Below are 21,101 nucleotides of genomic sequence, written 5' to 3' on the forward strand. Positions count from 1 at the left end.
GCTTAACTCATGGAGTTCCAGATTGCGATTTGCTGCTGTACGGATTTAGGTTTGTGCGTCTGAGGTAGGTATTGAGAGACTTTGCCTCCCAGGGTACCGGCAGCGATATGGGCGAGTTGCCACTGCTGGACTTCGGTCTGTAAGGGCCGCTCGGAGTGGAATTCATACCAGTGGTCAAACTCGGTAGAACTCATCGAGCGCAACATGTTGAAATAGTCGGGACGATTAAAATCTCGTGCGAGCTGCCGGGCAAAGTAAAAGCCCGGCACTAGCTTTTTTTTCTCTGTCCTCACCTTCCGTATCGCTACCCTCACCCTCATCGGGTATCTCTACAAAAAGGCCAGATAGCTTAGCCGCAGGCACATAGAGCACATCGATCAATTCAGGAATGATACTGCGGATAAGCCCTTGGTGAATCTGCTCCACCGAATCCTGACAGTCCGGCTTCATCCAAATTGCGTAGGCAATCAGCAATAACTTATTGCTCACTTCCCCGGCACGAAAAGCCCAAAGCTGGCCAAAGGATTCCAGTTCGGTTTTTGGAACGTCGTCACCTTGAGGCAAGGGGATGTCCTCGGTAGTTTTCTGCAGGTATTCACAGCGGTGATAAGCACTCAGCTCAAATAGCTCTACTTCTTGCTCGCCAAAAGACACTATTTCAGATTTTAAAATAGGGGCTGGAACTAAATTCATGGCTAGCTACCTGCTGTTATCGAGGGCTTACCAGAGATCTTGAACTTAACCGTGCGAGTAATCTTGTCATCCTTAGGTACCGCCTTACCCCAGCCGGTAATATGTCCAAGAAACTCAACGGTAGTACCCTCAGGGTATTCGACCTTGTAGTGCTTGTTGGTATCGGAGTCGTAATCTGCACGTAGAGCCTGCTGGCCACTATCGTTCTCTTTCCAGATCAAGGTAATAGAGACTTCACCGGGATCACGCAAGCCCGAAGGGTCATAGTCCATATAGCCACTGGTGCCATCAATGGGAGTCATATCAATCGAACCACGAGACTCTTCACCGGGTTCAATATCCAACATGCCCGCCACTTGAGAATAGGAGCTGCCATCATCACTGCGATAAAACTTGGTTTTATAACCTTGTGCCATAGTCATAACCTCATCGGGTTGTTTCGTTAAAAGTCTGGGGGTTCAGTGGAATACTTGGCGCTATACGTCAAGCGCACTTCACCTAATGGGTGATCCTGGTCCAGCGCAAACTCGGTTTGGCTGAGCAGGAACAAATCACAGGTATCCTCCAGAGAAGCATCCTGCAAGGCGCTTTCAATATCCGCCGCTGCCTGGTCTAACGCGGCATATACATCGCCGCTAGTTTTCACCACCGCAGCAACCGTCAGATCCAGTTGCCGCTCGGTATCTCTATGCATTTCGTGTTCGGTGTTCTCCACTGTAAAGCCAACCACAATGGCCGGCAGCTTTTTGGTATCAATTTCTTCTGTGGTACCAGGAGGCGGGAATGTATAACCGGATAGAGTTTGCAGCTTGGTCAGTACGGCATCGCGGATTGTTATACGTTGGGTCATTGGGGTGTGTTCTATAAATTTTGGGTATAAAAAAACCCGCTGGTGCGGGTTTAATACTTACGATGTAGTGGCTCCGTTTGTTAAGCGCTTTCTGGCACGATCTTGTAATCAACTTCTTGCCAAGGCCTGCCATTTACTAAAACGACTAATTTATAGTCTCCGTAAGGGTCGCCGGGTTCGAGGCGATAACCAATTACTGAGCGACCCTGATGTAAATTAACTCGAGATTTGATACCTTCAGCATAGTCCTCCGGTGAACCTTCAAGATTTCCGGATATAGATTTAGGCGCTGATGGAAAATAAATAATAGTTTGCACACTGTACAGTTCATAGTGACCAGGATTAATTTTGAAACCAAAATATGGAAGCTCCGTGGCCACTCTGTGTGGAATAATAAATTGGTTTTCAACTACATCAAGTGTATTCATTGAACCACCAACAAGAAGCCCAAATTTAAAATCGAAAATGTCGGCATTTTCTGTATTTTGGGCAGCACAGCTCGCCAACAAAAAAGCGAAAAAAATTTTTATAACACTCTTCATATTTCTCTCAGATGCATAACAGTTCATTCAGAAGAAGCTAATCGCCACTTCAGTTTATAATGGGTTTTGCAGTACCATTTGCCAGGAACTCAGAAGCAGCCCAACGTCTAGAAATATCGCTAGACTGAACGTCTTATTAAAGGTGAGCTGCCTTTAAACCACCACAAAATTAACACTGGTAATACAAGCATTGGCACTTGGTTTAATTGCCACGCCCCCGAAATAACTAGCGTGACTTGATGTAAAACCAGTACAGCTATGGCTAAAAAATACGCCCAATGCTTGTTTACAAAAAGGCCTGCCATAGATACCACCCACCCAGACATCAAAACAGCAGTTGAGTAGAAATACCACTTGTTAAAATTGGCTAAAAAAGCATCCTTAGACAAAAGGTGAACCCACAAAACCCCAAATACAAGCAACGCTGTTATCAAGCTACAGGCTTTTCTGATAAATTTTTTCATAAAAAATTGAGTTGTGATTAGTAATCTTTACTCTTTCACACAACCGTTAAGACTCTCATTCTCTACCTTTTCGCCTCTCTTACCATCAGTAATTTCGTAGATGGAGACGAGGCAAAAATGACTAAATGGAAATATATCCGCTTCATAGTGTTTATTACTCTCTAGGCTCATAGCCTCAGTGCCTCTACAGATTGTTCTACCTGACTTATTCACATGAAGCACAATACTTTTGTTAGCTTGAACATATACATTTTCGCTATCCAAATAGCTTTCAGCCCTTACAGTTCTAAAGTTGACAGCACAACCTTTCTCGTTTAGCTCACCTAGCTTGTATAAAGTATTGTCATCTTTTGGCAATTTCAATTTAGTCAAATTACTATTTTGAGGTGGCTTATACGTTACAAGGACAGAATTACAACCCAAAATGGAAAGTGAAATGAGAACAAGAAAAAACCTTTTCATATCGACAGTAAGTTACCACATTTAAACGATTAAAAATTGAACACACATAACGCCCGCCACACAAGCGAGCAACTTATTGCGAGTCCAATACATACAAGGAAGCCTATTTATAACATTTTAAGAAGAGCAAACAAAACACCCCCTACCCATCCACCAACACCCGCCAAACAACCCCATTATCCGACAGCCGCTTGCGCGCTGAATACGCCCTCAACATCCGCCGCAGCCCTATCCAACAGTTAATAGACACCCCCCCGGCTATGCACCACCACCGCTACAACGAGATCCAGCCGGCGGGTGGTGCCTGAGAATTCCTGTTCTGTTTGTTCCGTAGCAAAGCCCACAAGGATAGCTGGCAGCTTTTCCCGTTCGATACCTTCAGTGCTGCCGGCTGAGGGGAAGTTGTAGCTGGATAGGGTTTTCAGTTTGTTTAGCGTGGCATCGCGGATTGTTATGCGTTTGGTCATTGGAGATCGCTCCAGGAATTTCGGGCATAAAAAAACCCGCTGATGCGGGTTTGTTATTTAATCTTTAGAAGTGCCTTTCGAACTCTCTACCTTTCATAGAGAGATAGAACCAGAGATTTTGAAAATACGTATTTCTAGAATTTAAAACCCAACTCAGGCGCTCATAAAATATAGTATTTTCGTGCAAAAAGAGTTAGCACTACATATATAAAAACGGCGCAATGAAACTTAGCGCTTGCGAATTCTAATTAACTATCTGATTCACTATCAGCTGAATCTACTTCAGGTATACCAACTGAGGATGCTTGAAGCAGATCACCTGTTGTATTGCCTAAACCTACTCCAGGTATTTCAACTGAAGATGCTTGAAGCAGATAAGTCGCTGGATCGCCTAAACCTACCCCAGGTATACCAACTGAAGATGCTTGAAGTAGATAAGTCGCTGGATCGCCTAAACCTACCCCAGGTATACCAACTGAAGATGTTTGTAGTAGATCAGTTGCTGGATTGCCTAAACCTACTCCAGGTAAATCAGCTGAAGGTATTTGTAACAGCTCAGTTGCTGAATTGACTAAACCTACTCCAGGTAAATCAACTGAAGGTATTTGTAACAGCTCAGTTGCTGAATTGTCTAAACCTAGTCCAGGTAAATCAGCTGAAGGTATTTGTAACAGCTCAGTTGCTGAATTGCCTAAACCTACCCCAGGTAAATCAGCTGAAGGTATTTGTAATAGCTCAGTTGCTGAATTGCCTAAACCTACTTCAGGCATACCAGCTAAAGATGTTTGAAGTAGCTCAGTTGCTGAATTGCCTAAACCTACTTCAGGCATACCAGCTAAAGATGTTTGAAGTAGCTCAGTTGCTGAATTGCCTAAACCTAATCCATGTATACCTGCTATTAAATCTCCTACAGAAGTAGTAGCAACTGCAGCACTACTCCTCAACTCTTGAATCTCTTCTGTGAGCTCATTTAATTTTTCAGCATGATTTCTGTTTTGTTTCCTTTCCTGCTTGAGCTCATTTGCTAAGGCTTCAATTTTTGAAAGACGCTCCTCGTGCTTTGCATTAGATTCAACAAGCCTAGCTTTCTGTTGTGATAATTCTTTAGTTAAATCTTTTACAAACGTTCCCATCTCATCAGCGTTACCAGCCAAACGATTAAATATCGTTAGAAAATATGAAATGAGCTTATCATCTGAAAAATTAGGATATCTTACCTTGTGGTCAATCTCACTCCATCCCTCTTCAAAAATAGTACGAACCTGTATTTCAGAAACGACCTTCCTTAAGGTTGGCTGAGTTGAGATGATGTAGTGCACTGAGCGATACCCTGAACTATGCAACTCCACATCACATCCATTTTCTTTGTAGCTTTCTACAACTCCACCTTCATCACCTTGCCGAATATATGCTTTTACATTTTCCAAAGGAGTCCAATTCTTTAAAATAAATGAATGAATATCAAACCATTCACTTTTAAACAAATGCAGAACCCTAACCCCAACAAGATCCGTTATCACTTCAGTATAATTATTCAGTTCAATCTGCTGGTACTTTTCAGAACCGGCAGCGCGCTTTCTTACAATCTTCTCTAACAAATGTTCAGGATCTTTTACTCTCCATCGCACAGAATGAACTTGTGGGCATCCTTGCAGTATCCTAGCTAAAAGCTCAGCAGTCTCATTCAAACTGGAAATATTCTTTTTATAATCTTCATATATCGAAAACAATAACCCCTCATCAATTCTTGCTTTCTCCCAATCTTCTTTTGTGATTCTATTTCTTGCTAAGAAAGAATCAAGGTCATCAGTCTTTAAGTTCATTTCACCCCCTGAAATTTGGCTTCTACACATAGTAAAAAAACTAACACAATAATGAATAGCAGCACTATTTTAATAAAGTTTCACATGGAAAGGGCTAACTCTACGCTTCAAACACCACATCTGCAGCCATATATAAATCACTACCTAGAGACGCTGATGTATCATATTTAGCCTGTACATATTGCTCCAACCATGCAGTTAACACCTGCAACTCTTCGAGCACTGGCTCAAAATAAATAATTTCACCATGAGCAAATAGGCTCACAAGCTGATTAAGCTTCTCTGGGTTAATAACCTTCCCTAGTGGATTTTCAAGAAACTTATCACTAAATTCATCGATACTTCCAGCTGCAGCAAAATGAGTAGTAAGGGTGTTATCACTATGGATTTTTTCTGTTGTAACCCATCTTACTGCCCCCCAAGTAGAACACCTATCGCTTATTAATTTTTGCGCCTTTCCTGGAAGGTGCTGAATCCCTGCTCTTAAATTATAAATGGGCGTCATTTTTTCACAGAACTCAACAACTTGATTTAAGTCCTTAATTTCTGGAATTGTCTTTAGAATATGCCTAACCCTTTGAACAGAGTCCACTATCGTCCAAGAATTTGAAAAAATATTAACAAGTGCACTTGTTTTAATACTTTTATTACACCTTAGATAGACTGTAAGAAAATGATCCAAATTATTATACGCTGCATCAGCCATATATATCGCATAACGAATACCATCAAATAGTATGCGCAACTTTGGATGGATATCATCAGGAAGCAGACTTAAAGGGGAGCCTTTCGCAATAATCATCGTAAGTCCATTTACATTATCAACCCAGAATGGTACCACAACATTCAAGATTAAATTACACATCAGTAATTATTCAAACTGATACTATCAGCTACAATATCTCAACTAGGAATTTCACAATCTACAAGAGCCCGCCGGACAACCCCATCATCTCCCAGCCGCTTACGCACCTTATACTCCTCACCACCAAGGGTAACCACAGCCTCTGAATTGTAAGTCCCCACCTCACTCACCAGCAGACTCAACTCTACACGCGGCACCCGCACGCGCTCCTCATCATCGAAGTCATCAATCTCCTGCTCAAAGATCACCAAGCAATCAATAGGTTCACCGCCGCTACCATCATCATAGGTAGCGGCTTTGCCCCACTTGCGAAACGCGCGCTCTGCGGCTCTCTGGTCCAGATCCATGATTCACCTAGGATTTAACGGTGCCCGGTACGCCGGTAAATTTGACCGCGAAGCTGGTAACACTGGAACCCGCATCCTCAGCGGCAAAAGCCGTCGCGCCGGTGATATCGCCAGTGGTTGCGGTGGCTGCGTTGTTATCAAACGATTTGGAGGCAACCGCCCAGGTGAGGGTTTCCCCTTGATTGATCTCTGCGGCAGATACCTTGGGCACGGTGAATACACCATCAATACCAATCACGCCGGACTCACCCACGGCAATATCATCCATCGCCACACCCAACACCGCGCCGACCGGTACCACTTGGCCAGAGGTAATATCAGCACTGGTGCCATTGGTGTAATCCAGCATGCGTCCGTCTTGCACAAAATTAGTAGCCATTCTCTTTCCCTCAATTGGGTTTGTAACTGAAAGTAAAAAGGCCGCGCTATGCGGCCTCTTCAATGAATGTTGTTAGGGCTAACGGTTAGCTGGATTTGGGGGTCTTCACCATGCCTTTGGGGTCCCAGGCTTTGGCTGCCGCATCCAGGCGGACTTTGAATTCCACCCCATCGACACTCCAGCCTTTTTGCTCTTCCAAGACCGGGGCCTGCTGGCCATCCAGATACAGCACTTCGATAGTATCGTGCGCTACTGGGTCGGCATTGAGGTACCAACCTTTGTGGCCACTGAGGCGTGCATCAGAGAGCACTTCGGCAATATTGCGCACGCTGTTCGGCGTGGTGTTGTTTGTGGTGGATGCGCCCACTTCAAATTCAGATTCCAGTGCAACTTTTGCAGCCGCCTCATCGGCAATGTCACAGATGAGGAACTTAGGCCGGGTGTTGAGTACTGCATCGCCATCCTTCTGCGTTCCCATCAAGACCCGTGCGGCATCAATACTCGCGGTATTGATCGTTGCAGTGCTGGCTAGGTTTTTATGATCCGCATGGAACAGGGATTTTCCATCTGCCATTTTGGGGTTGCTGAGCAGAATACTAAATACCAGATCTCCCACCGTGCGCACGGCAGCGAGGCCCATCATCCGTGGGATACGGGTAAATGCACCGAGGTCATCATTGATGATGGCTTGGCGGTTAATAGAGAAGAGTTCACCATAAGTAGCCAGTGCGGCTGTCTCGGCGCGCTCGCCGATACTCACATATTTAAATTCTGCCCCCGCTGCTACTTTGCGCAGTGAGGGGAAGCTGCCCAGGTCCGTGCGGGTTGTGAGTTTAAAGTCACTGAGGTTGCCGACGCTAGTAAAGCGCGGGAAGATCTCTTGTGCTTCTTCATAGCCTTTCAGTATGGATTTATTAGCAATATTTCCAAGGACAGTCGCGAAGTCACCAGAGCTATGGGTGAACGCTGCAGCGACCACACCCATCCGATCCAGGCCGGACAAGCTCTGCCCATGGGCCTGCATCAGAAAGCGGGCAATCTCCATCATGGTGTAGCCGCTGAGTTCATTGCCCTCTGTGCGCTTTTCACCGAGGGCACGCACTGCAATGGCATTTTCAGCATCAGCCTTAAGCCGTTTCATGCCCTCACCTTCCTGCACCACTACGCTGTAGCTTTGTACTGGGGTTGGGGTTTGATTCCCCAGGGCAGTGAGCAGTTTGTCTTTGGCCCCCTGCACTGAGCAGTGCATATCATTGAGACATTCTTGCATCACAGCACTGTGCGCTTCGAAGCCCTTAAATGCGGCCTTGATATCGTCTTTGCGTTTTTGCTCATCTGCTGCAAACTGAGTTACGGCATCGGCTTCGATTTGCGCTTTCATTTCAGGGGTAACCTCGGGCGCAGCGGTTGCAGCTAGCGTGGTGGAGGTGGTTTTTGGCATGGCTTGCGCCTCCTTGGTTTGGCTTGGGTTGTCTGCAACCGCAGACGGGAATCTAAATTCAGTGGGCCCCTGCATAACCAATGCACTAATAGCTTGAGGGGTATTTTTGAATTGGTTTAAATGATCGGCACTGAAGCTTGCAGCCATTTCTATGGCTGTGGTGGTATCGGTAGCAAAGCCGGCCTCTACCGCTTCAGCGCCGGTATACCAAGTTTCGTCATTCATCACTTGGCTGACTTCCTCATCCGACATTCCGGTGCGTGAGGAATACAAACCAATCATGGTGGTTTTAATTTTTGCCAATAGGCTCTTGGCTTTTTCCAGGGCACGCTTGTCACCACGAACACCCACACTGGGGTTATGCACCATGTAATAAGCATTTTCGGCAATATGGACGGTATCCCCAGCAAGGGCAATCACACTGCCCATACTGGCTGCGATGCCTTCAATCCAGGTTTCCACCTTGGCCTCGTGATCTTTGAGCAGGTTGTAAATGGCGGTACCGTCGAACACATCACCGCCGGGGCAGTTGATGTGTAGATTGATCTTGCTGACATCACCAAGCGCTTTCAGATCTCGTGCAAAATCTTTTGCGGTCATATCCCAATAACCGATGTAGTCATATAGATAAATATCAGCTTCACTCGTATTTGCAGCAGCGGTAATGCTGTACCAAGATTTTTTAGGCATTGCGGTTTCCTATTCAGACTCAGAGTCGGACTCAGTATTTTCTGCGGGAACCGCAGTGCGTTTGGTTGGGGTGGTGATCTTGTTTTCTCGCAGCTTTCTCTGCCAGGCAGCGGTCTGCTTAACCACATCGTCCGGCTTCTTGCCTCGGCGGCGAATGGTCTGCTGTGGGCTGGCTAGAACATTTTCCAGCAGCGTTTCATCGGCGCTGGCTTCATGTGCCGGATTAATCCAGGGCATAACCGGGGTAATAAAATCGACGTGCATTAACGTGGATGGATCGACATCTCTCGGCACCTTAAAAGCATCGGCCAGTAAGCCCATCTGCACCCAGCGCCGGGTTGCCGGTTCTACGATTTCCTCACAGAATTCCAGGCTGAGGGTTTCGTAGTTTGTCCATTGCTCTACCAGCTCCTGGCGCTGTGCGCTGTAGGTGCCGTTGTAGTTTTTGCTAATGCTGCTAAAGCTGGCCATGGTGCCGGTGGCAGCCATGCGCTGCATGGTTTCTAAAAATGGCGTTAGCAGACCGCTGGGGCGATTGCTTTGAATGGTGCCGACAGATTCTCCTGGGCGTAGATCGTCATAGATGGCACCGGCACGGATATCGAGGGTGCGGTTTCCTTCATCATCCCAACTATCATCATGCTCGTACTCAGTAGGGCTGCCCTTTTGAATAAAGCCAACCATGGCTGATGCAATCTTGGCTGCGACACGCTCGTTTTCTTCATAGTCTTTAATATCAGTAAGGCGATTCATTACCGCTGCAAAGATGGAAACCCCTCGGGTTTGGTGCAGCCTGCGTACAAATTTCAGGTGCTCGATATTTTCAGCGCTGTGGAGCCTGCGCTTCATACGCCAGCTAAATGAAGCCCCTGGATGTTCGTCATATAGCCAAAACCCTGAAGGCTCCCCCCAGGCAGATTTTTGAATCCCTTGAACAATACGCTTGCTGGGATCGTTGTAATCCACCGGCAAGAAATCTGGCTCCAGGCATTCGATGGTGTAGGGCACCGGGGTGCGGTGCTTTAATCCGGGTACTGTGCCCTGCAGGTGCCGCATCAGCGTTTCACCATCTCTCAGCCAGGTATTACACAGAAGCCGCTGCGTTTTCCCCCAGCTAAACTGCCGAGTACATTCCGGGCGCCTTGCCCATTCCTTGTGGGCATCATTCATTTGGCTGGCAAAATCATCGTGGATATCGCCATCCCAGGTCTTGGGTTGGAATTCCACATCGATGCCACGCGGGCCAACAATGTTGTTTACCAAGGTGGTGAGAATGCCAAAAGCAAAATCGTGGTTTTGCTCCAAATGCCGTGCCTGACCGCGCAGGGTTTCCACACTGCCTTCCAGCACCAAATCCCCGCTGCGATTATCACCGGGGTTTTTTCTGAGCCGGCTGGGTCGCGCAGCTTCATAGGCTGCGGCAACCTCCAGGGCGCGACGAGCTTGCACACGGCGCAAGGCAGCCTCGGGCGCAAAAAACCCGATGACAGAATCTAATTCATTCATCAATTAAAATTCGCGTAGGCGGGCCCAGGGCGTTTGCCGGCGGCCTTTAAGGTTTCAGCAGTTGCGCGGCGCTCCCACTCCTGACGCCCCGCACGGATTTCCTGCAGGTTCTCGGCAGTAAACTGGCGGCCATTGATTACCGTGGATTTACCGGCGAGCACGTCTATCTCGGCCTCGATATAGAGGTCGACCATTTCAGCTGCGGTTTTAGACATTTAACTATCCAATAGAGAGCCGGCAGATTGTGCTGGCCGCCGTGGCTTTTTCGGGGTTGGCTTGGGTTGTTTAGGTGTTTGAGGAGATTCTGATTCACTAAACAAAGTACGCTGGCCCAACCTGGACTCGATGGTTGACCATTTTTTTTCGTTGTACTTGTGCATGCCCATGGCGTGAGCTGCGTGTAAGGCATAGACCTCAGTATCCGTGCCCTCATTGGGTCTACCGGGGCGTTGCTGCCAGGTTTCTCTGCCTCGGTTTTTCTTACTGGGTGCTTTTACCTCTGCGGTGACCTGCTCCCAGTAGTCCTGCCGCACATGCTTGCAGCTGTGCATATAGGCACTGGTGCCCAGCAGGCGCTTGGCAATTAGGTCTTTGGCCTTGTGGGTGCCAACGATATAGACCTTTACGCCGTAGCGGTCGGCTTTAGTCCGGCGCTTAGGGTTGTTGAAATCGACCTGCTTGGGCTGTGTGAATATTTCCTTAGTGCCGAAATCGTTACTGTCACCCTTAATCGCCATCACCAGCACACCGCGATATTTTTTATCGCGGGTTCGCACCCAGTGATAAACCGCGTTACTGGTGCCGCCATCGGAAGAGTCAATACTTACCGCCGCTGCGCGGATCTCGCCGAAGCGCTCGTGCTTAAAACTCTGGAACACCAACTTATCCAGGGCTGCCCAGCAGTCATCTTGCTTGTCAGCGGTATCGCCATCGATCTCACCCCAGTACATCTGCCAGCTTTCTTCATTGCGACCATAGACGCGAATAGTGATGGCAAGTCGGTCGTGCTGCACATCGATACCGACAGTTACCAGCAGACCACTTGCAGGACAAACTAGCTCAGGATAATCCTCTGCCGCTTTCTCAAGTTCCTCGTGGTCTAGCAAGCGACTGGCGGCATACTGGTAGGGCCTGCCCAGCTTGTTGTTCTGGAAAACAATGCGTGCAGATTCATCGCCGCTCTTTGCTTCGTGTTCGGCTTCAAGGAAATCCCGCACCACATCGGCAAGGCCGGTACCGGGGATACAGACATAAAGCTCCGATAGCTCCATAAAGGTCTCTATCGGTTCGACCTCATCTAGCTCAAAGTCTTCGCCACATTGGGTTTTTACCCAACCTGCAAAATCATCGCCATTTTCCAGGGCGGTTCTGCAGGTCTGCAAAATATTGGCCTGGCGGCGGTAGTCATCCCATTCACTACCACAATTAGGGCAACCGTAAATTGCAGTTTCTGGTTGGTTCAAACCAAATACCGGGTGCGGAGTGCCACCCTCTTTCTCTAACCAACTGACGTTTTCCCAGTCCAATACATGGGACTCACCGCAATCATGGCAAGTAACTGGGAGTACGCGCATGGTGCCAAGTTTGGTGTAGTGCTCCACCTGGGAAAGATCAGCAACCGCAGGCGTGCCACCGATAATTAATTTCTTATTGCGCATCCGCTTGAGGCGTTCGCGCAGGTGGCGAATGGAATCGCCCTGATCGCCGACATCTTTGTTGGTATCGTCTGGCTCTTCTACATAGCCCCGACGAGCTGAAGTAGATTTCACATTAGAAATTGAGTTGGAGCCAATGGTGCGCACTTCACCACCGGGAAATTTCTTCCGCGTTGAACGGCTGCCGCCTTTGCGGCTAGTGGTAACATCGATCACCCGATTCACTGCCGGCGAACCTTCGATTATGGGCACCAGCTTTTCATCCATAAACAGCCGCCCCTTTTCATCCTTGGGGAACAGCATCAGGATTCGAGCGGGTTCGGTAACAGCACATTTACAGATATCGGTGGCCAGAAGAACCGTCCAGCCAATCTGCGCAGCTTTTTGCATCACCACCATCCACGACACTGGATTATCCAATGCGTGCATTACGCCCCAGAAATAAGGCACATAATCGTTGCGGTAATAGCCTGCGTTATCGCTATTCTCAGATGGCAGTTTGATATTTTCCGGCAACCATTCAATCAGTGGGACTTTAGGCTGCGGTATCCAGGTCTCCCGTACTTCCCGCACCAACCTGTCCAGATTCGATCTCGTAACTGCCAATAGTTTTGAGGGCAGCGTCAATGTTTGGCTGTAGGGGTTCTCTGTCGACGGTAATGGCATACTGACTTTCGATAGCAATAACGATGCTTTCTACCGCTCCTTGAAATTCATTTTTTCCAATGGTGGACCACTCCACCATCGCCTTGCGAGTCGACTCAAGATCAAGAATTAATTGATCGTCCTTATACAGCTCGCGCATTTTCATCTGAGCATTCACCTCAGACTCAATGGCTTGGGCCATGTCACGGCGGTTCCGGGCTTCATTAGCCTGGCGGCCAGCGGCTTCTGTCCGTAGTCGCTCACAGTATTCTTGAAGCCAAACCCTATAACTGGCACCTCCAGTAAAAACCTCTGCCTTGTAGTGCTTGGCAATAGCCGGTTGTGAGGTACCAACCAAGCGAGCAAAACCAGACTGAGTGGCCTGATCATCAAGTGATAGGTTGTCAGCCAAGGTATAACCCCCTAGGAAATTTCAGATATCTGTTAAAAAAACGGGGTCCGAATTACCCGTGTACTACCCCTCTCAGGAGGACCCATTCAGCGCCTCTTTGCGGTCGCAATCGCATGGTCCATGGCCTTATCAAGTTCTAATGGCAAATGCCTACGAGCTATGCCGTCAGCAATCCGAAAGAAAGGAAAGCGCTTGCGGTAGTCTGGCTTTCCCTTTAGGAAAATAAGAATGGGCTTTACTGTAGGACGTCGCTTACCTCCGGCCCTTTTCCAGACACCCAACACTCCGTTTATCTTCCCTACAAAGTGCTTGCCTGTAGGCCCTTGAGCACTATTTGCTCCGCCCTTCTTGGTACCTGAACCAGCACGGAGTTCTGCCAGAATCTTCTTATAGGTACCTACCGAGATATTCCCATGCCGGTTTAGCCTTGCTGCCTTTCCATGTACGGCATACATACCTGCAGGCAGTACACCTAAATGCCGAAGGGCACGCTCAAATCGCTTATCGTTGCGCTTTACATCGATAACCGATGGTGCCAAGTATTTACTCGGTGCCGTGCCGTTGGTTGCCTGATCACGGATAAAGATCTTCGCAACACCTGATCGCTTAGTGGCTTTCTTCACCAGTACAGAGTTCAGTGTCAGCTTCGCTGGACTTGTAAAGATGCGCCCAATTGCTGCGCGCTCTTCTCCACGTATATGAAAGGCCACGTTATTTAGGGCAACCGAACTGGCATAAGGTAACTGCTTTTTTAATTCAGCAGACGCCCGATTAAACTTTGAAGTATCCAGCTTTACACTAACTTCCATCTGAAAAATATTCCTACGTTATTTGAACCTCTAACTTATTCCCTTAAAAACCAGCAAACCATATAGAAACCGTATCACCTAAAATAAAAAACCCGCACTAGGCGGGTAAAATTAACAATAACTTAATTAAATTTCAGAATCTAATATCTATTTACAGAGTTGATCCATCCCCATAAGCATCATTCAACAACTGCTGCAAAGGTAAAGTATCCGATATGAATTCCTCACCATCCTGGTTTATTGCCCGAACACTAACAAAGTATTCATCAACTTCAGAACCAGCATCTTTTGATATCATAAGATCAACAGGCTTCATAAAACCATCATGAACCCAACTTGAAGGGATAACCAACTGTGCCTCTCCCTTTCCAAACCACAATGAATCAATAACAATTCCGGTGTACCGTTCGGTAGGTATACCAGAAATGTGATTTCTTAAGGATAATTTTAGTGTACTATCATTAACTTTGAGTTTTTCTATATCAACAATCTTACTTGGTGTCACATCAATAAGACGCCCCGAAATCTCAAATAGATCTCCACCTAATTCATCTGTTCTACCCGCACCTGTGAAGCTATCACTTTCTGATACAGAAGCTCTAATTTCAATTTCATCAAAATGCGGGTATAAAGCATCTATATTAGGTATATCAAAATTAAGCTGTCGATACACCCAAGCATTATTTACAGATCCTCGATAGTTTCCAGCAACCCCCCCCAATGAGGATCATGCAGCCTGAAGTTTTTTACTACCAATTTGGCTGCATCAGCAAAGTCAAGCTCGAGAGATACAGACGCAGATTCAGACTCTGGATGCTCAATATCTACCGTCAAAACTACAGAGTTAATATCTTCATAGCGAAATGGTAGATAATATAGATGACCGGAGGATACACGCGCGTCCTGCACCTCATACTTAAATGTTTTTGCTTGTACATTTACAACTAACAGGGCTGCAAAAATTGCCGCAACCTTCATGGCTTTTTTAAGAATCATAAAATCTATTCAATATCAAAAATAAAAAAACACACAAATCAAACAAAACCACAAAAGAGTAGTTTTATTTAATTTAAAAAAAAATAGAGCAAAAAATCTTACATTAGATTATGAATTAAGTACACATTGTTTTTTTGGAGGATTACTTGGTACAGAATCCCAAAATACGGATAATCCTTAACAAAAAATACGTATTCGCAAAATAGAAATACGGCATCTAAGAAGAAAAACACAAACCCTCAGATAACATCATGATTCTCCACACTCTCTTTCCTGCAGCTTTAAACGCTTGTGGTTGTAATACCAATTAACCATCAGGCCCGCCGCAGCTATCAGCACTCCAGCAAGGCCTAACCAGTTATCCGCGAGCCAACCAGCGAGAGTTCCAGCACCAATGGCAGTCATATAGCCAGCCTTATCTGCTAATTCTCTTAGGGTATCGTGAAGTGTCATGACTGCTTCCAAGCTTTCATCGCTTTTTCAGCGCTGCGCCCTACGACATAACCACCGAGGCCGATTTTTACTATCTCCAGCAGTGCCAGAGTTTGATCCTCGCTTAAGTTTGGAGCTGTCCATCCCAGCCAGTGAAATACAATCAGCCCGACAAATGTGAGCATTGTTACTGGCCGCCAGTTTCTCTGTAGCCATGACTCCCCCGAGGCTTCTACCGTGATTACCTTGGTTGCCGCCTTTAGCTCTTCCAAGTCCATTGAAATCAGCTGTGAATCAACCTGAGCTTTTAGGCGGTTGGCTTCCGTCTTGTCTGGGAGAGCTTTATCGATGACCTTACCAAGCAGGTTGGATATCGCTGAAATCACAGGTAGCTCCTGATTAAGGTTTTTTTAGGTACAAAAAAACCGGCTCAGTGGCCGGTTTATATGATTGAGTATCTGGCTGGCTTATTTAAGCACTACCCTGCATTAATCATGATGCCATATATTTGGTATTCACTTCCCTGAATGGCAATAGTCACTTTCAGTGTACCTGATGTACCAAACTCACTCTCTTCAGGAAACTTAACTGCATAATGCAAAACGTAGAAACTTGTATTCCCCTCTGTTCCGGCTAGTTGAGAGTGGGTGAAAGCACCACTTTCAACAGAATTGAAAATTTTGGTTAATCTCTGGAACTCAGTTTCTGCACTCTCTTTTGTAAATTGGGCTTTTGCTGCAGGGCCGAACATGTCATATAAGGCATCATTATCACCAGCATTAAATGCTTTGACGAATTCATTATATATATGCACTCGGACCTTAGAGTCTATAAACAATGGTAGCTCGTGCTCTGCTGTTTTTTCTGCTTGAGTTTGTACTGGAGCTGTCCTCTCATTGAGGCCGAACCATACGGTTGCAACTAAATTTGCCACTAGGAGAAGAATTATTACTGATTGAGATGGTTGCACCTGTTGAGATCCCCAAGATTTAGACTGAAGTTTATATAGCGGCCCCATGACCACTACCAGCACACTAAACGTGCGCGAAGCTACCTAAGATTGCAAATAATATCAACGAGTTATGCGAATTCTTCTAGTAATGAAAGCAGCTAAACATTATAGAGTCCGTTTTTAGTCACATTTCCTACCCAACCGTACTAATTGCCCTAGACTTTCCTACATTGACTGCCCCCTCACGACACTCCCTCAATCCTGGCGGTTACTTTTTCACCTCCCACTTAACCAATCTAGATCAGTTAATAGCTCCAGACGGTGGGGCGGGTGCGCTCGCCGGGTATTGACTCAAGGTCATCCAGATGAAGGAATCGCTTTCCTATTGGGCCTTTCTGCTTTACTCCTATACCAGTAAACCCTAACTCCTGAGCGACTTGGATTAACCGATAGGCTCGCCCTACAGCTACCTGAACATCAACAGCTTGTCCAGTGGCGTGGGTCATAGTGGCATTTAACTGAGTGTTATGTGCTAGGCAACGATAACCGGAATTGATAATCATTGGCTTGCCAAATCGCTCTCTGACTCTAATCAAGCGCATTAGCGTTTCATCTTTAAAATGATTTTTACCACAACAACGACAGGCCAACTCCAACTCTGTGAAATAGTCGTTATGAAACATAAATCCTCAAGATTTAAGCAAAAAAACGGCACCCAAAAGAACGCCGCCAAGTATAGGTAGTGAAAGGATGAAAATGAAAATCCAGAAACAAGAAAGCCCGCACTAGGGCGGGCTTCTATGGTAACAATCAGAGTTATCTGGTTATTTTTCTACTCAACACTAAAAAGGCTATCGTCCAACTTTTCAGCAGATATCTTCTCAGCTGTATATATTAACTTATAGTTCTCTTGGTGCCACTCATGCCTTAAGTATGGCGACTTAGCAACCTCCCAATACCTATTCAAATAGGAAAATTCCAATTTTTGGAATTGAGCTGGGTCAATAAATATACTAGGGGAATACCAATACTTTGATAGCGATCCATCTTCGTATTCAATAGTAACTACACGGGTCTTTCTCCCAAGAACCTCATAGTCAGAATCAGCATCTGTAAAGCTCTTGAGCCTCCTTGTCTCTTTTCCACTATCGTGAGAAACAGGGACAGGATCAGACTTCATCTTTAAAAATTGCTTATTCTCTGATGCTACATAAACTTCCCAAGCGTGCTCTTGCCCCTGCTTTCCAGTGAAAACCATTTTCATATAACCTGGCTTGTAAAAGGCCTGAGCAGAAGTTCCAAAGCCTTCTTCCAACAAATGTATAGGGAGGTTTTCGTGATAGCTCTCAAATTCAATTTTATACTTAATAACCCCTTCAAATGACTCATCTGCACTAGCATGACTAAATGTAAGAAGGGCAAGTACCGTTAAAACAAATATCCGTATCATAAATTCCTCAAAAGCTTAATGTTCATCCAGTAGAGCACGGGCAATTGTGACATTAAAAGTATCGTCTAAACACAACTCAGTTAGTAATTTTAAGCATAAAAAAACCCGACTAGGGGAGCCGGGTTTATTTGCAAAACAGAAAAGCTGCATGCTAGGGAGTTTATACATACTCAGGACAAAGCTGTCAACAAGCGACTTCAAGCCGCCCTCTATTCCTGCACAATCTCAGAAATAGGCTCTAAAGCTCCCGCAGGAAAAGGACTCGAACGACGTTGCAAACGTTTCCAAATCTTTTACCCATTCCCTAAGTGACATCAATCACGCCATTTCAATCCTCAAATCATATCTAAGGATATCGCAGGTTTGATCAATTATCGTACGCGGTGCTAAGCAGGTCTTGCAGTGGAAGCTCTACTGTTTCAAATTCGTTACCGTTCTCGTCTTTTGCCAGAATCTTGATGAAGTACTCATCCCCAATAGGTCCAGAGATTTTTGAAACAGCCAGCTTATATGGCTCAATAAATTTTGCTTCATCGCCAAAGGGGGCCTCAAAATACAAAGTTTCTTCCCCTTCCCCAAACCACAGAGAATCAATAACAAACGCGTTCCCACCAAAGCCAGAATCTGAAGCAGAAGTTACGTTGTTCCTCAGAGATAACTTGAGCCGATCATCGTTGACCGTGAGCCATTCGACATCAACAACTTTGCTCGGGGTCACATCAACTAATCGCCCGAAAGCATGAAATAGTGTGTTCTCCGAATTTCCGGACTGCCCCCCCCCAATAAAATTGTCAGCTTCAGATACATAACCATCAATATTAATCATTTGGTCATTTGGATTTTGAATATCAAAACCATGCATTTCAATATTAAGCTGGCGATACACCCAAACATTATTGACAGATGCTTGGAAATTCCCACTCGATGAATCTTGCTTGAAGTTTTTCACAGAAAGATTCGATGCATAAGGAAAATTAATTTCTAGCGAAGTAATTACAGGGGAGGAATTCCGATCGGCCTGGTCAATGGTCAACGTTGCGGAACTAGCCTCATGCAAATCAAGGCCAGGGTATACTATATGCCCCTGAGATGAACTTAAATCCTGAAGTTCATATTGGAATGTTTTTGCCTGCGCGCCAAAGGCTACTAAAGCCACTGAAACGGCCACTGCTTTAACGGTATCTCTAAAAATCATATAAACTCACTAACAAATATATTAATTTATTCACTCAAATAGAAATAAAATCTTACATCAAGCCTTTAGGTGAGTAAATATTACCTAACGCGATTTAACAGTCATACCTGGCACTATATTGCCAGATATGACATCTCAAAATTTTGTAAGTAGGCCCCCGCTGACTGGATCAAATATAGATCACCTATATAAAATTCCAGCTGATGACATCAGGTTACGGCATAACCGATCATGAAAATAATATGGGAATAATTAAACACTTTGGCGATTTAGCTATGGCGAGAGAGTATTATTAAATTCCAGGCACAAAAAAACCGGCTCAGTGACCGGTTTAATTTTGCAAAGCAGAAAAACTGCACGCTAGGAAATTTATACCCCCTCAGGACAAAGCTGTCAACAAGCGGCTTTAAGCCGCCCTCTGTACTCCTGTACAACTTCAGAAATAGGCCCTAAAGCTCTTGCGGGTAGAGGGTCCAAACGCCGTTGCAAACGTTTCCAAATTTTTACCCACTCCCTATCCCACCGCTTTTTGTCACATCCTAAATTTGTCCGCACTTGGCCCAGGTCTATTAGTCGGCCATTTACACCGCGCAGTGCACACGTATTAATACAAAATAGCGCTAGCTGACTAACCTTTTCTCGCGGGTGCGGCTCTTCCCATTTGTCGAACTCACTCATCAAGTATTTCAGTAGTGCCGCTCGCTCTTTGACTCTTGAGGCTGGTGGGGCGTAGGCGGCCATGCCCCAGCAGTATGCCAACGGATCACTCGCTCGCAGCTTTGCAACTGCATCTTGGATTAACCCCTTTTCACAGGAGTCCATGATGCGGTTGCCGCTGTCCTTGGCTCCGAGGGTTTCTTTCTCAACTAGTGTTGGGGCTGCAACCCGGCAAATGACTTGGTTGGCCCTACCCTGCACCTCTCCGCGAATTACAACTTTTCGCCCTCGCCCAGCTGAGGAAACCGCGCTTCTGCCGCCCATGGCTTCATAACCAAATGCAGCGGTGGAGCTATCAAAGGCGTCGTGCCACGCTTGTCTAGCACTTTCGAATTTCATGTCATGCCCCCCAAGCAATTTTCTAGCAACCAAAAACCAGCCAGACACACCGTCAAGCAGCCTTCGGCATACTCTCGTAGTAATCCTGAAATCGCCTTTCAGCTGCGTGCAAATTATCGCGGTGATAGGTGCCCAGGTAATTTATGTGGCCCTGGTTTATCCAGAATTGGGTAACCACCGTATTCGCGAACACAACCTCCACGAGGTGAGCGTACTTGGATATGAGAATCGTAATCTGAGCGCAGAGCCTGTTGACAGCTGTCGCTTTCTTTCCGGATCAAGGTAATAAAGACCTCGCAAGACCGAAAGGTCATAGTCCATATAGCCACTGATGCCATCAATGGGAGTTATATCAACAGAACTTCGTGACTCTTCACCGGGTTCAAGGTCCGACATTCCCGCCACTTATGAATAGGAAGTGCCATCACCACTGCGATAGAGCTTGGTTTTATAACCTTGTGCCATAGTCATAACCTCATTAGGTTGTTTCGTTAAAAATCTGTGGGTTCGGTGGAATACTTGATGCTATACGCCAAGCGTACATCACCTAATGGGTGATCCTGATCCAACGCAAACTCGGTTTGGCTAAGCAGGAACAAATCACAGGCGTCCTCCAGAGAAGCATCCTGCAAGACGTTTTCAATGTCTGCCGCTGCCTGGTCTAACGCGGCATACACATCGCCGCTAGTTTTCACTACAGAAGTAACTGTCAGATCTAGTTGCCGCTCAGTACCGCCATGCATTTCGTGTTCGGTGCTCTCAACTGCAAAGCTCACGACAATGACCGGAAGCTTTTTGGTATCAATTTCTTCTATGGTGCCAGGAGATGGGAATATGTAGCCGGATAAGGTTTGCAGCTTGCTTTGTACGACATCGCGGATTGTTATGCGCTGGGTCCTTGAGATGTGCTCCATGAATTTTAGGCATAAAAAACCCGCTAATGCGAGTTTTAACTTCATGTATTTGGAAC

At 46.0% G+C, this 21,101-nt stretch carries 27 protein-coding genes; all 27 read right to left on the minus strand.

Annotated features, from left to right (window positions below):
- Positions 1-2 precede the first annotated feature (2 nt).
- The 27 genes from ACJJI8_RS20660 to gpU (ACJJI8_RS20790) all read right to left on the minus strand — a co-directional run bounded on the left by ACJJI8_RS20660 (position 3) and on the right by gpU (ACJJI8_RS20790) (position 21,045).
- Positions 3-194: a hypothetical protein gene (locus ACJJI8_RS20660; protein WP_444933574.1), complete on the minus strand. Its 192-nt coding sequence runs from the start codon at positions 192-194 to the stop codon at positions 3-5.
- 31 nt (positions 195-225) lie between these two features.
- Positions 226-693: a phage minor tail protein domain-containing protein gene (locus ACJJI8_RS20665; RefSeq protein ID WP_444933575.1), complete on the minus strand. Its 468-nt coding sequence runs from the start codon at positions 691-693 to the stop codon at positions 226-228.
- Between the two features lie 2 nt (positions 694-695).
- The gene (locus tag ACJJI8_RS20670; RefSeq protein WP_444933576.1) at positions 696-1,109 is read right to left on the minus strand and encodes a phage tail tube protein; all 414 of its coding nucleotides are present in this window, start codon (positions 1,107-1,109) and stop codon (positions 696-698) included.
- Positions 1,110-1,135: 26 nt separating this feature from the next.
- On the minus strand, positions 1,136-1,543 hold the full coding sequence (gene gpU, locus ACJJI8_RS20675) for a phage tail terminator protein (RefSeq protein ID WP_444933577.1): 408 nt from the start codon (positions 1,541-1,543) through the stop codon (positions 1,136-1,138).
- An 80-nt stretch (positions 1,544-1,623) separates the two neighbouring features.
- Positions 1,624-2,085 (minus strand): hypothetical protein, encoded by a 462-nt coding sequence (locus ACJJI8_RS20680; protein WP_444933578.1) that lies wholly within the window; start codon positions 2,083-2,085, stop codon positions 1,624-1,626.
- 119 nt (positions 2,086-2,204) lie between these two features.
- Positions 2,205-2,549, minus strand: coding sequence for a hypothetical protein (locus tag ACJJI8_RS20685; RefSeq protein WP_444933579.1), 345 nt, complete (start codon positions 2,547-2,549; stop codon positions 2,205-2,207).
- Positions 2,550-3,250: 701 nt separating this feature from the next.
- A complete protein-coding gene (locus ACJJI8_RS20690; RefSeq protein ID WP_444933580.1) occupies positions 3,251-3,478 on the minus strand; it encodes a hypothetical protein in 228 nt (75 codons plus the stop codon).
- A 248-nt stretch (positions 3,479-3,726) separates the two neighbouring features.
- A complete protein-coding gene (locus tag ACJJI8_RS20695; protein WP_444933581.1) occupies positions 3,727-5,301 on the minus strand; it encodes a RelA/SpoT-related domain-containing protein in 1,575 nt (524 codons plus the stop codon).
- A 100-nt stretch (positions 5,302-5,401) separates the two neighbouring features.
- Positions 5,402-6,103, minus strand: a complete 702-nt coding sequence (locus tag ACJJI8_RS20700) for a hypothetical protein (RefSeq protein ID WP_444933582.1) — start codon at positions 6,101-6,103, stop codon at positions 5,402-5,404.
- Between the two features lie 101 nt (positions 6,104-6,204).
- Complete coding sequence (locus tag ACJJI8_RS20705; RefSeq protein ID WP_444933583.1) at positions 6,205-6,513, minus strand: head-tail joining protein; 309 nt, start codon at positions 6,511-6,513, stop codon at positions 6,205-6,207.
- 7 nt (positions 6,514-6,520) lie between these two features.
- Entirely contained in the window at positions 6,521-6,892 is a 372-nt protein-coding gene (locus ACJJI8_RS20710; RefSeq protein ID WP_444933584.1) for a capsid cement protein, read from the minus strand.
- A gap of 85 nt (positions 6,893-6,977) precedes the next feature.
- Complete coding sequence (locus ACJJI8_RS20715; protein ID WP_444933585.1) at positions 6,978-9,023, minus strand: ClpP-like prohead protease/major capsid protein fusion protein; 2,046 nt, start codon at positions 9,021-9,023, stop codon at positions 6,978-6,980.
- A 9-nt stretch (positions 9,024-9,032) separates the two neighbouring features.
- Positions 9,033-10,529 carry a phage portal protein gene (locus ACJJI8_RS20720; protein WP_444933586.1) on the minus strand — a complete coding sequence of 499 codons (1,497 nt, stop codon included), beginning with the start codon at positions 10,527-10,529 and terminating at the stop codon, positions 9,033-9,035.
- Positions 10,529-10,744 carry a DUF6148 family protein gene (locus ACJJI8_RS20725; RefSeq protein WP_444933587.1) on the minus strand — a complete coding sequence of 72 codons (216 nt, stop codon included), beginning with the start codon at positions 10,742-10,744 and terminating at the stop codon, positions 10,529-10,531. Before ACJJI8_RS20725 ends, ACJJI8_RS20720 begins: the two co-directional genes overlap by 1 nt.
- The gene (locus ACJJI8_RS20730; protein WP_444933588.1) at positions 10,745-12,757 is read right to left on the minus strand and encodes a terminase gpA endonuclease subunit; all 2,013 of its coding nucleotides are present in this window, start codon (positions 12,755-12,757) and stop codon (positions 10,745-10,747) included. It abuts the gene before it with no gap.
- A complete protein-coding gene (locus ACJJI8_RS20735; protein WP_444933589.1) occupies positions 12,720-13,241 on the minus strand; it encodes a hypothetical protein in 522 nt (173 codons plus the stop codon). Before ACJJI8_RS20735 ends, ACJJI8_RS20730 begins: the two co-directional genes overlap by 38 nt.
- Before the next feature lie 86 nt (positions 13,242-13,327).
- A complete protein-coding gene (locus tag ACJJI8_RS20740; protein WP_444933590.1) occupies positions 13,328-14,050 on the minus strand; it encodes a hypothetical protein in 723 nt (240 codons plus the stop codon).
- Between the two features lie 151 nt (positions 14,051-14,201).
- Positions 14,202-14,723 (minus strand): hypothetical protein, encoded by a 522-nt coding sequence (locus ACJJI8_RS20745; RefSeq protein ID WP_444933591.1) that lies wholly within the window; start codon positions 14,721-14,723, stop codon positions 14,202-14,204.
- Positions 14,724-14,734: 11 nt separating this feature from the next.
- Positions 14,735-15,046: a hypothetical protein gene (locus ACJJI8_RS20750; protein WP_444933592.1), complete on the minus strand. Its 312-nt coding sequence runs from the start codon at positions 15,044-15,046 to the stop codon at positions 14,735-14,737.
- Between the two features lie 249 nt (positions 15,047-15,295).
- Entirely contained in the window at positions 15,296-15,499 is a 204-nt protein-coding gene (locus ACJJI8_RS20755; RefSeq protein WP_444933593.1) for a holin, read from the minus strand.
- Positions 15,496-15,864 carry a 3TM-type holin gene (locus ACJJI8_RS20760; protein WP_444911063.1) on the minus strand — a complete coding sequence of 123 codons (369 nt, stop codon included), beginning with the start codon at positions 15,862-15,864 and terminating at the stop codon, positions 15,496-15,498. Before ACJJI8_RS20760 ends, ACJJI8_RS20755 begins: the two co-directional genes overlap by 4 nt.
- 92 nt (positions 15,865-15,956) lie before the next feature.
- Positions 15,957-16,448, minus strand: coding sequence for a hypothetical protein (locus ACJJI8_RS20765; protein ID WP_444911064.1), 492 nt, complete (start codon positions 16,446-16,448; stop codon positions 15,957-15,959).
- A gap of 287 nt (positions 16,449-16,735) precedes the next feature.
- Entirely contained in the window at positions 16,736-17,113 is a 378-nt protein-coding gene (locus ACJJI8_RS20770) for a D-Ala-D-Ala carboxypeptidase family metallohydrolase (RefSeq protein WP_413662502.1), read from the minus strand.
- 149 nt (positions 17,114-17,262) lie between these two features.
- On the minus strand, positions 17,263-17,880 hold the full coding sequence (locus tag ACJJI8_RS20775) for a hypothetical protein (protein ID WP_444933594.1): 618 nt from the start codon (positions 17,878-17,880) through the stop codon (positions 17,263-17,265).
- A 367-nt stretch (positions 17,881-18,247) separates the two neighbouring features.
- Positions 18,248-19,075, minus strand: a complete 828-nt coding sequence (locus tag ACJJI8_RS20780) for a hypothetical protein (protein WP_444933595.1) — start codon at positions 19,073-19,075, stop codon at positions 18,248-18,250.
- A gap of 393 nt (positions 19,076-19,468) precedes the next feature.
- Positions 19,469-20,131 carry a hypothetical protein gene (locus ACJJI8_RS20785; protein WP_444933596.1) on the minus strand — a complete coding sequence of 221 codons (663 nt, stop codon included), beginning with the start codon at positions 20,129-20,131 and terminating at the stop codon, positions 19,469-19,471.
- Between the two features lie 491 nt (positions 20,132-20,622).
- Complete coding sequence (gpU, locus tag ACJJI8_RS20790) at positions 20,623-21,045, minus strand: phage tail terminator protein (protein ID WP_444933597.1); 423 nt, start codon at positions 21,043-21,045, stop codon at positions 20,623-20,625.
- Positions 21,046-21,101 lie beyond the last annotated feature (56 nt).

The organism is Microbulbifer maximicatervae (SeqCode) (assembly GCF_052467695.1).

What these genes read in the sequence shown, in the direction of transcription:
- ACJJI8_RS20725 (WP_444933587.1), bottom strand. Translation starts at nt 10,744, where the DNA reads ATGTCTAAAACCGCAGCTGAAATGGTCGACCTCTATATCGAGGCCGAG.
- gpU (WP_444933597.1), bottom strand. Translation starts at nt 21,045, where the DNA reads ATGGAGCACATCTCAAGGACCCAGCGCATAACAATCCGCGATGTCGTA.
- ACJJI8_RS20695 (WP_444933581.1), bottom strand. Translation starts at nt 5,301, where the DNA reads ATGAACTTAAAGACTGATGACCTTGATTCTTTCTTAGCAAGAAATAGA.
- ACJJI8_RS20755 (WP_444933593.1), bottom strand. Translation starts at nt 15,499, where the DNA reads ATGACACTTCACGATACCCTAAGAGAATTAGCAGATAAGGCTGGCTAT.
- ACJJI8_RS20705 (WP_444933583.1), bottom strand. Translation starts at nt 6,513, where the DNA reads ATGGATCTGGACCAGAGAGCCGCAGAGCGCGCGTTTCGCAAGTGGGGC.
- ACJJI8_RS20775 (WP_444933594.1), bottom strand. Translation starts at nt 17,880, where the DNA reads ATGATACGGATATTTGTTTTAACGGTACTTGCCCTTCTTACATTTAGT.
- ACJJI8_RS20660 (WP_444933574.1), bottom strand. Translation starts at nt 194, where the DNA reads ATGAGTTCTACCGAGTTTGACCACTGGTATGAATTCCACTCCGAGCGG.
- ACJJI8_RS20750 (WP_444933592.1), bottom strand. Translation starts at nt 15,046, where the DNA reads ATGATTCTTAAAAAAGCCATGAAGGTTGCGGCAATTTTTGCAGCCCTG.
- ACJJI8_RS20740 (WP_444933590.1), bottom strand. Translation starts at nt 14,050, where the DNA reads ATGGAAGTTAGTGTAAAGCTGGATACTTCAAAGTTTAATCGGGCGTCT.
- ACJJI8_RS20700 (WP_444933582.1), bottom strand. Translation starts at nt 6,103, where the DNA reads ATGATTATTGCGAAAGGCTCCCCTTTAAGTCTGCTTCCTGATGATATC.
- ACJJI8_RS20680 (WP_444933578.1), bottom strand. Translation starts at nt 2,085, where the DNA reads ATGAAGAGTGTTATAAAAATTTTTTTCGCTTTTTTGTTGGCGAGCTGT.
- ACJJI8_RS20785 (WP_444933596.1), bottom strand. Translation starts at nt 20,131, where the DNA reads ATGAAATTCGAAAGTGCTAGACAAGCGTGGCACGACGCCTTTGATAGC.
- ACJJI8_RS20685 (WP_444933579.1), bottom strand. Translation starts at nt 2,549, where the DNA reads ATGAAAAAATTTATCAGAAAAGCCTGTAGCTTGATAACAGCGTTGCTT.
- ACJJI8_RS20720 (WP_444933586.1), bottom strand. Translation starts at nt 10,529, where the DNA reads ATGAATGAATTAGATTCTGTCATCGGGTTTTTTGCGCCCGAGGCTGCC.
- ACJJI8_RS20710 (WP_444933584.1), bottom strand. Translation starts at nt 6,892, where the DNA reads ATGGCTACTAATTTTGTGCAAGACGGACGCATGCTGGATTACACCAAT.
- ACJJI8_RS20665 (WP_444933575.1), bottom strand. Translation starts at nt 693, where the DNA reads ATGAATTTAGTTCCAGCCCCTATTTTAAAATCTGAAATAGTGTCTTTT.
- ACJJI8_RS20715 (WP_444933585.1), bottom strand. Translation starts at nt 9,023, where the DNA reads ATGCCTAAAAAATCTTGGTACAGCATTACCGCTGCTGCAAATACGAGT.
- gpU (WP_444933577.1), bottom strand. Translation starts at nt 1,543, where the DNA reads ATGACCCAACGTATAACAATCCGCGATGCCGTACTGACCAAGCTGCAA.
- ACJJI8_RS20770 (WP_413662502.1), bottom strand. Translation starts at nt 17,113, where the DNA reads ATGTTTCATAACGACTATTTCACAGAGTTGGAGTTGGCCTGTCGTTGT.
- ACJJI8_RS20670 (WP_444933576.1), bottom strand. Translation starts at nt 1,109, where the DNA reads ATGGCACAAGGTTATAAAACCAAGTTTTATCGCAGTGATGATGGCAGC.
- ACJJI8_RS20780 (WP_444933595.1), bottom strand. Translation starts at nt 19,075, where the DNA reads ATGATTTTTAGAGATACCGTTAAAGCAGTGGCCGTTTCAGTGGCTTTA.
- ACJJI8_RS20690 (WP_444933580.1), bottom strand. Translation starts at nt 3,478, where the DNA reads ATGACCAAACGCATAACAATCCGCGATGCCACGCTAAACAAACTGAAA.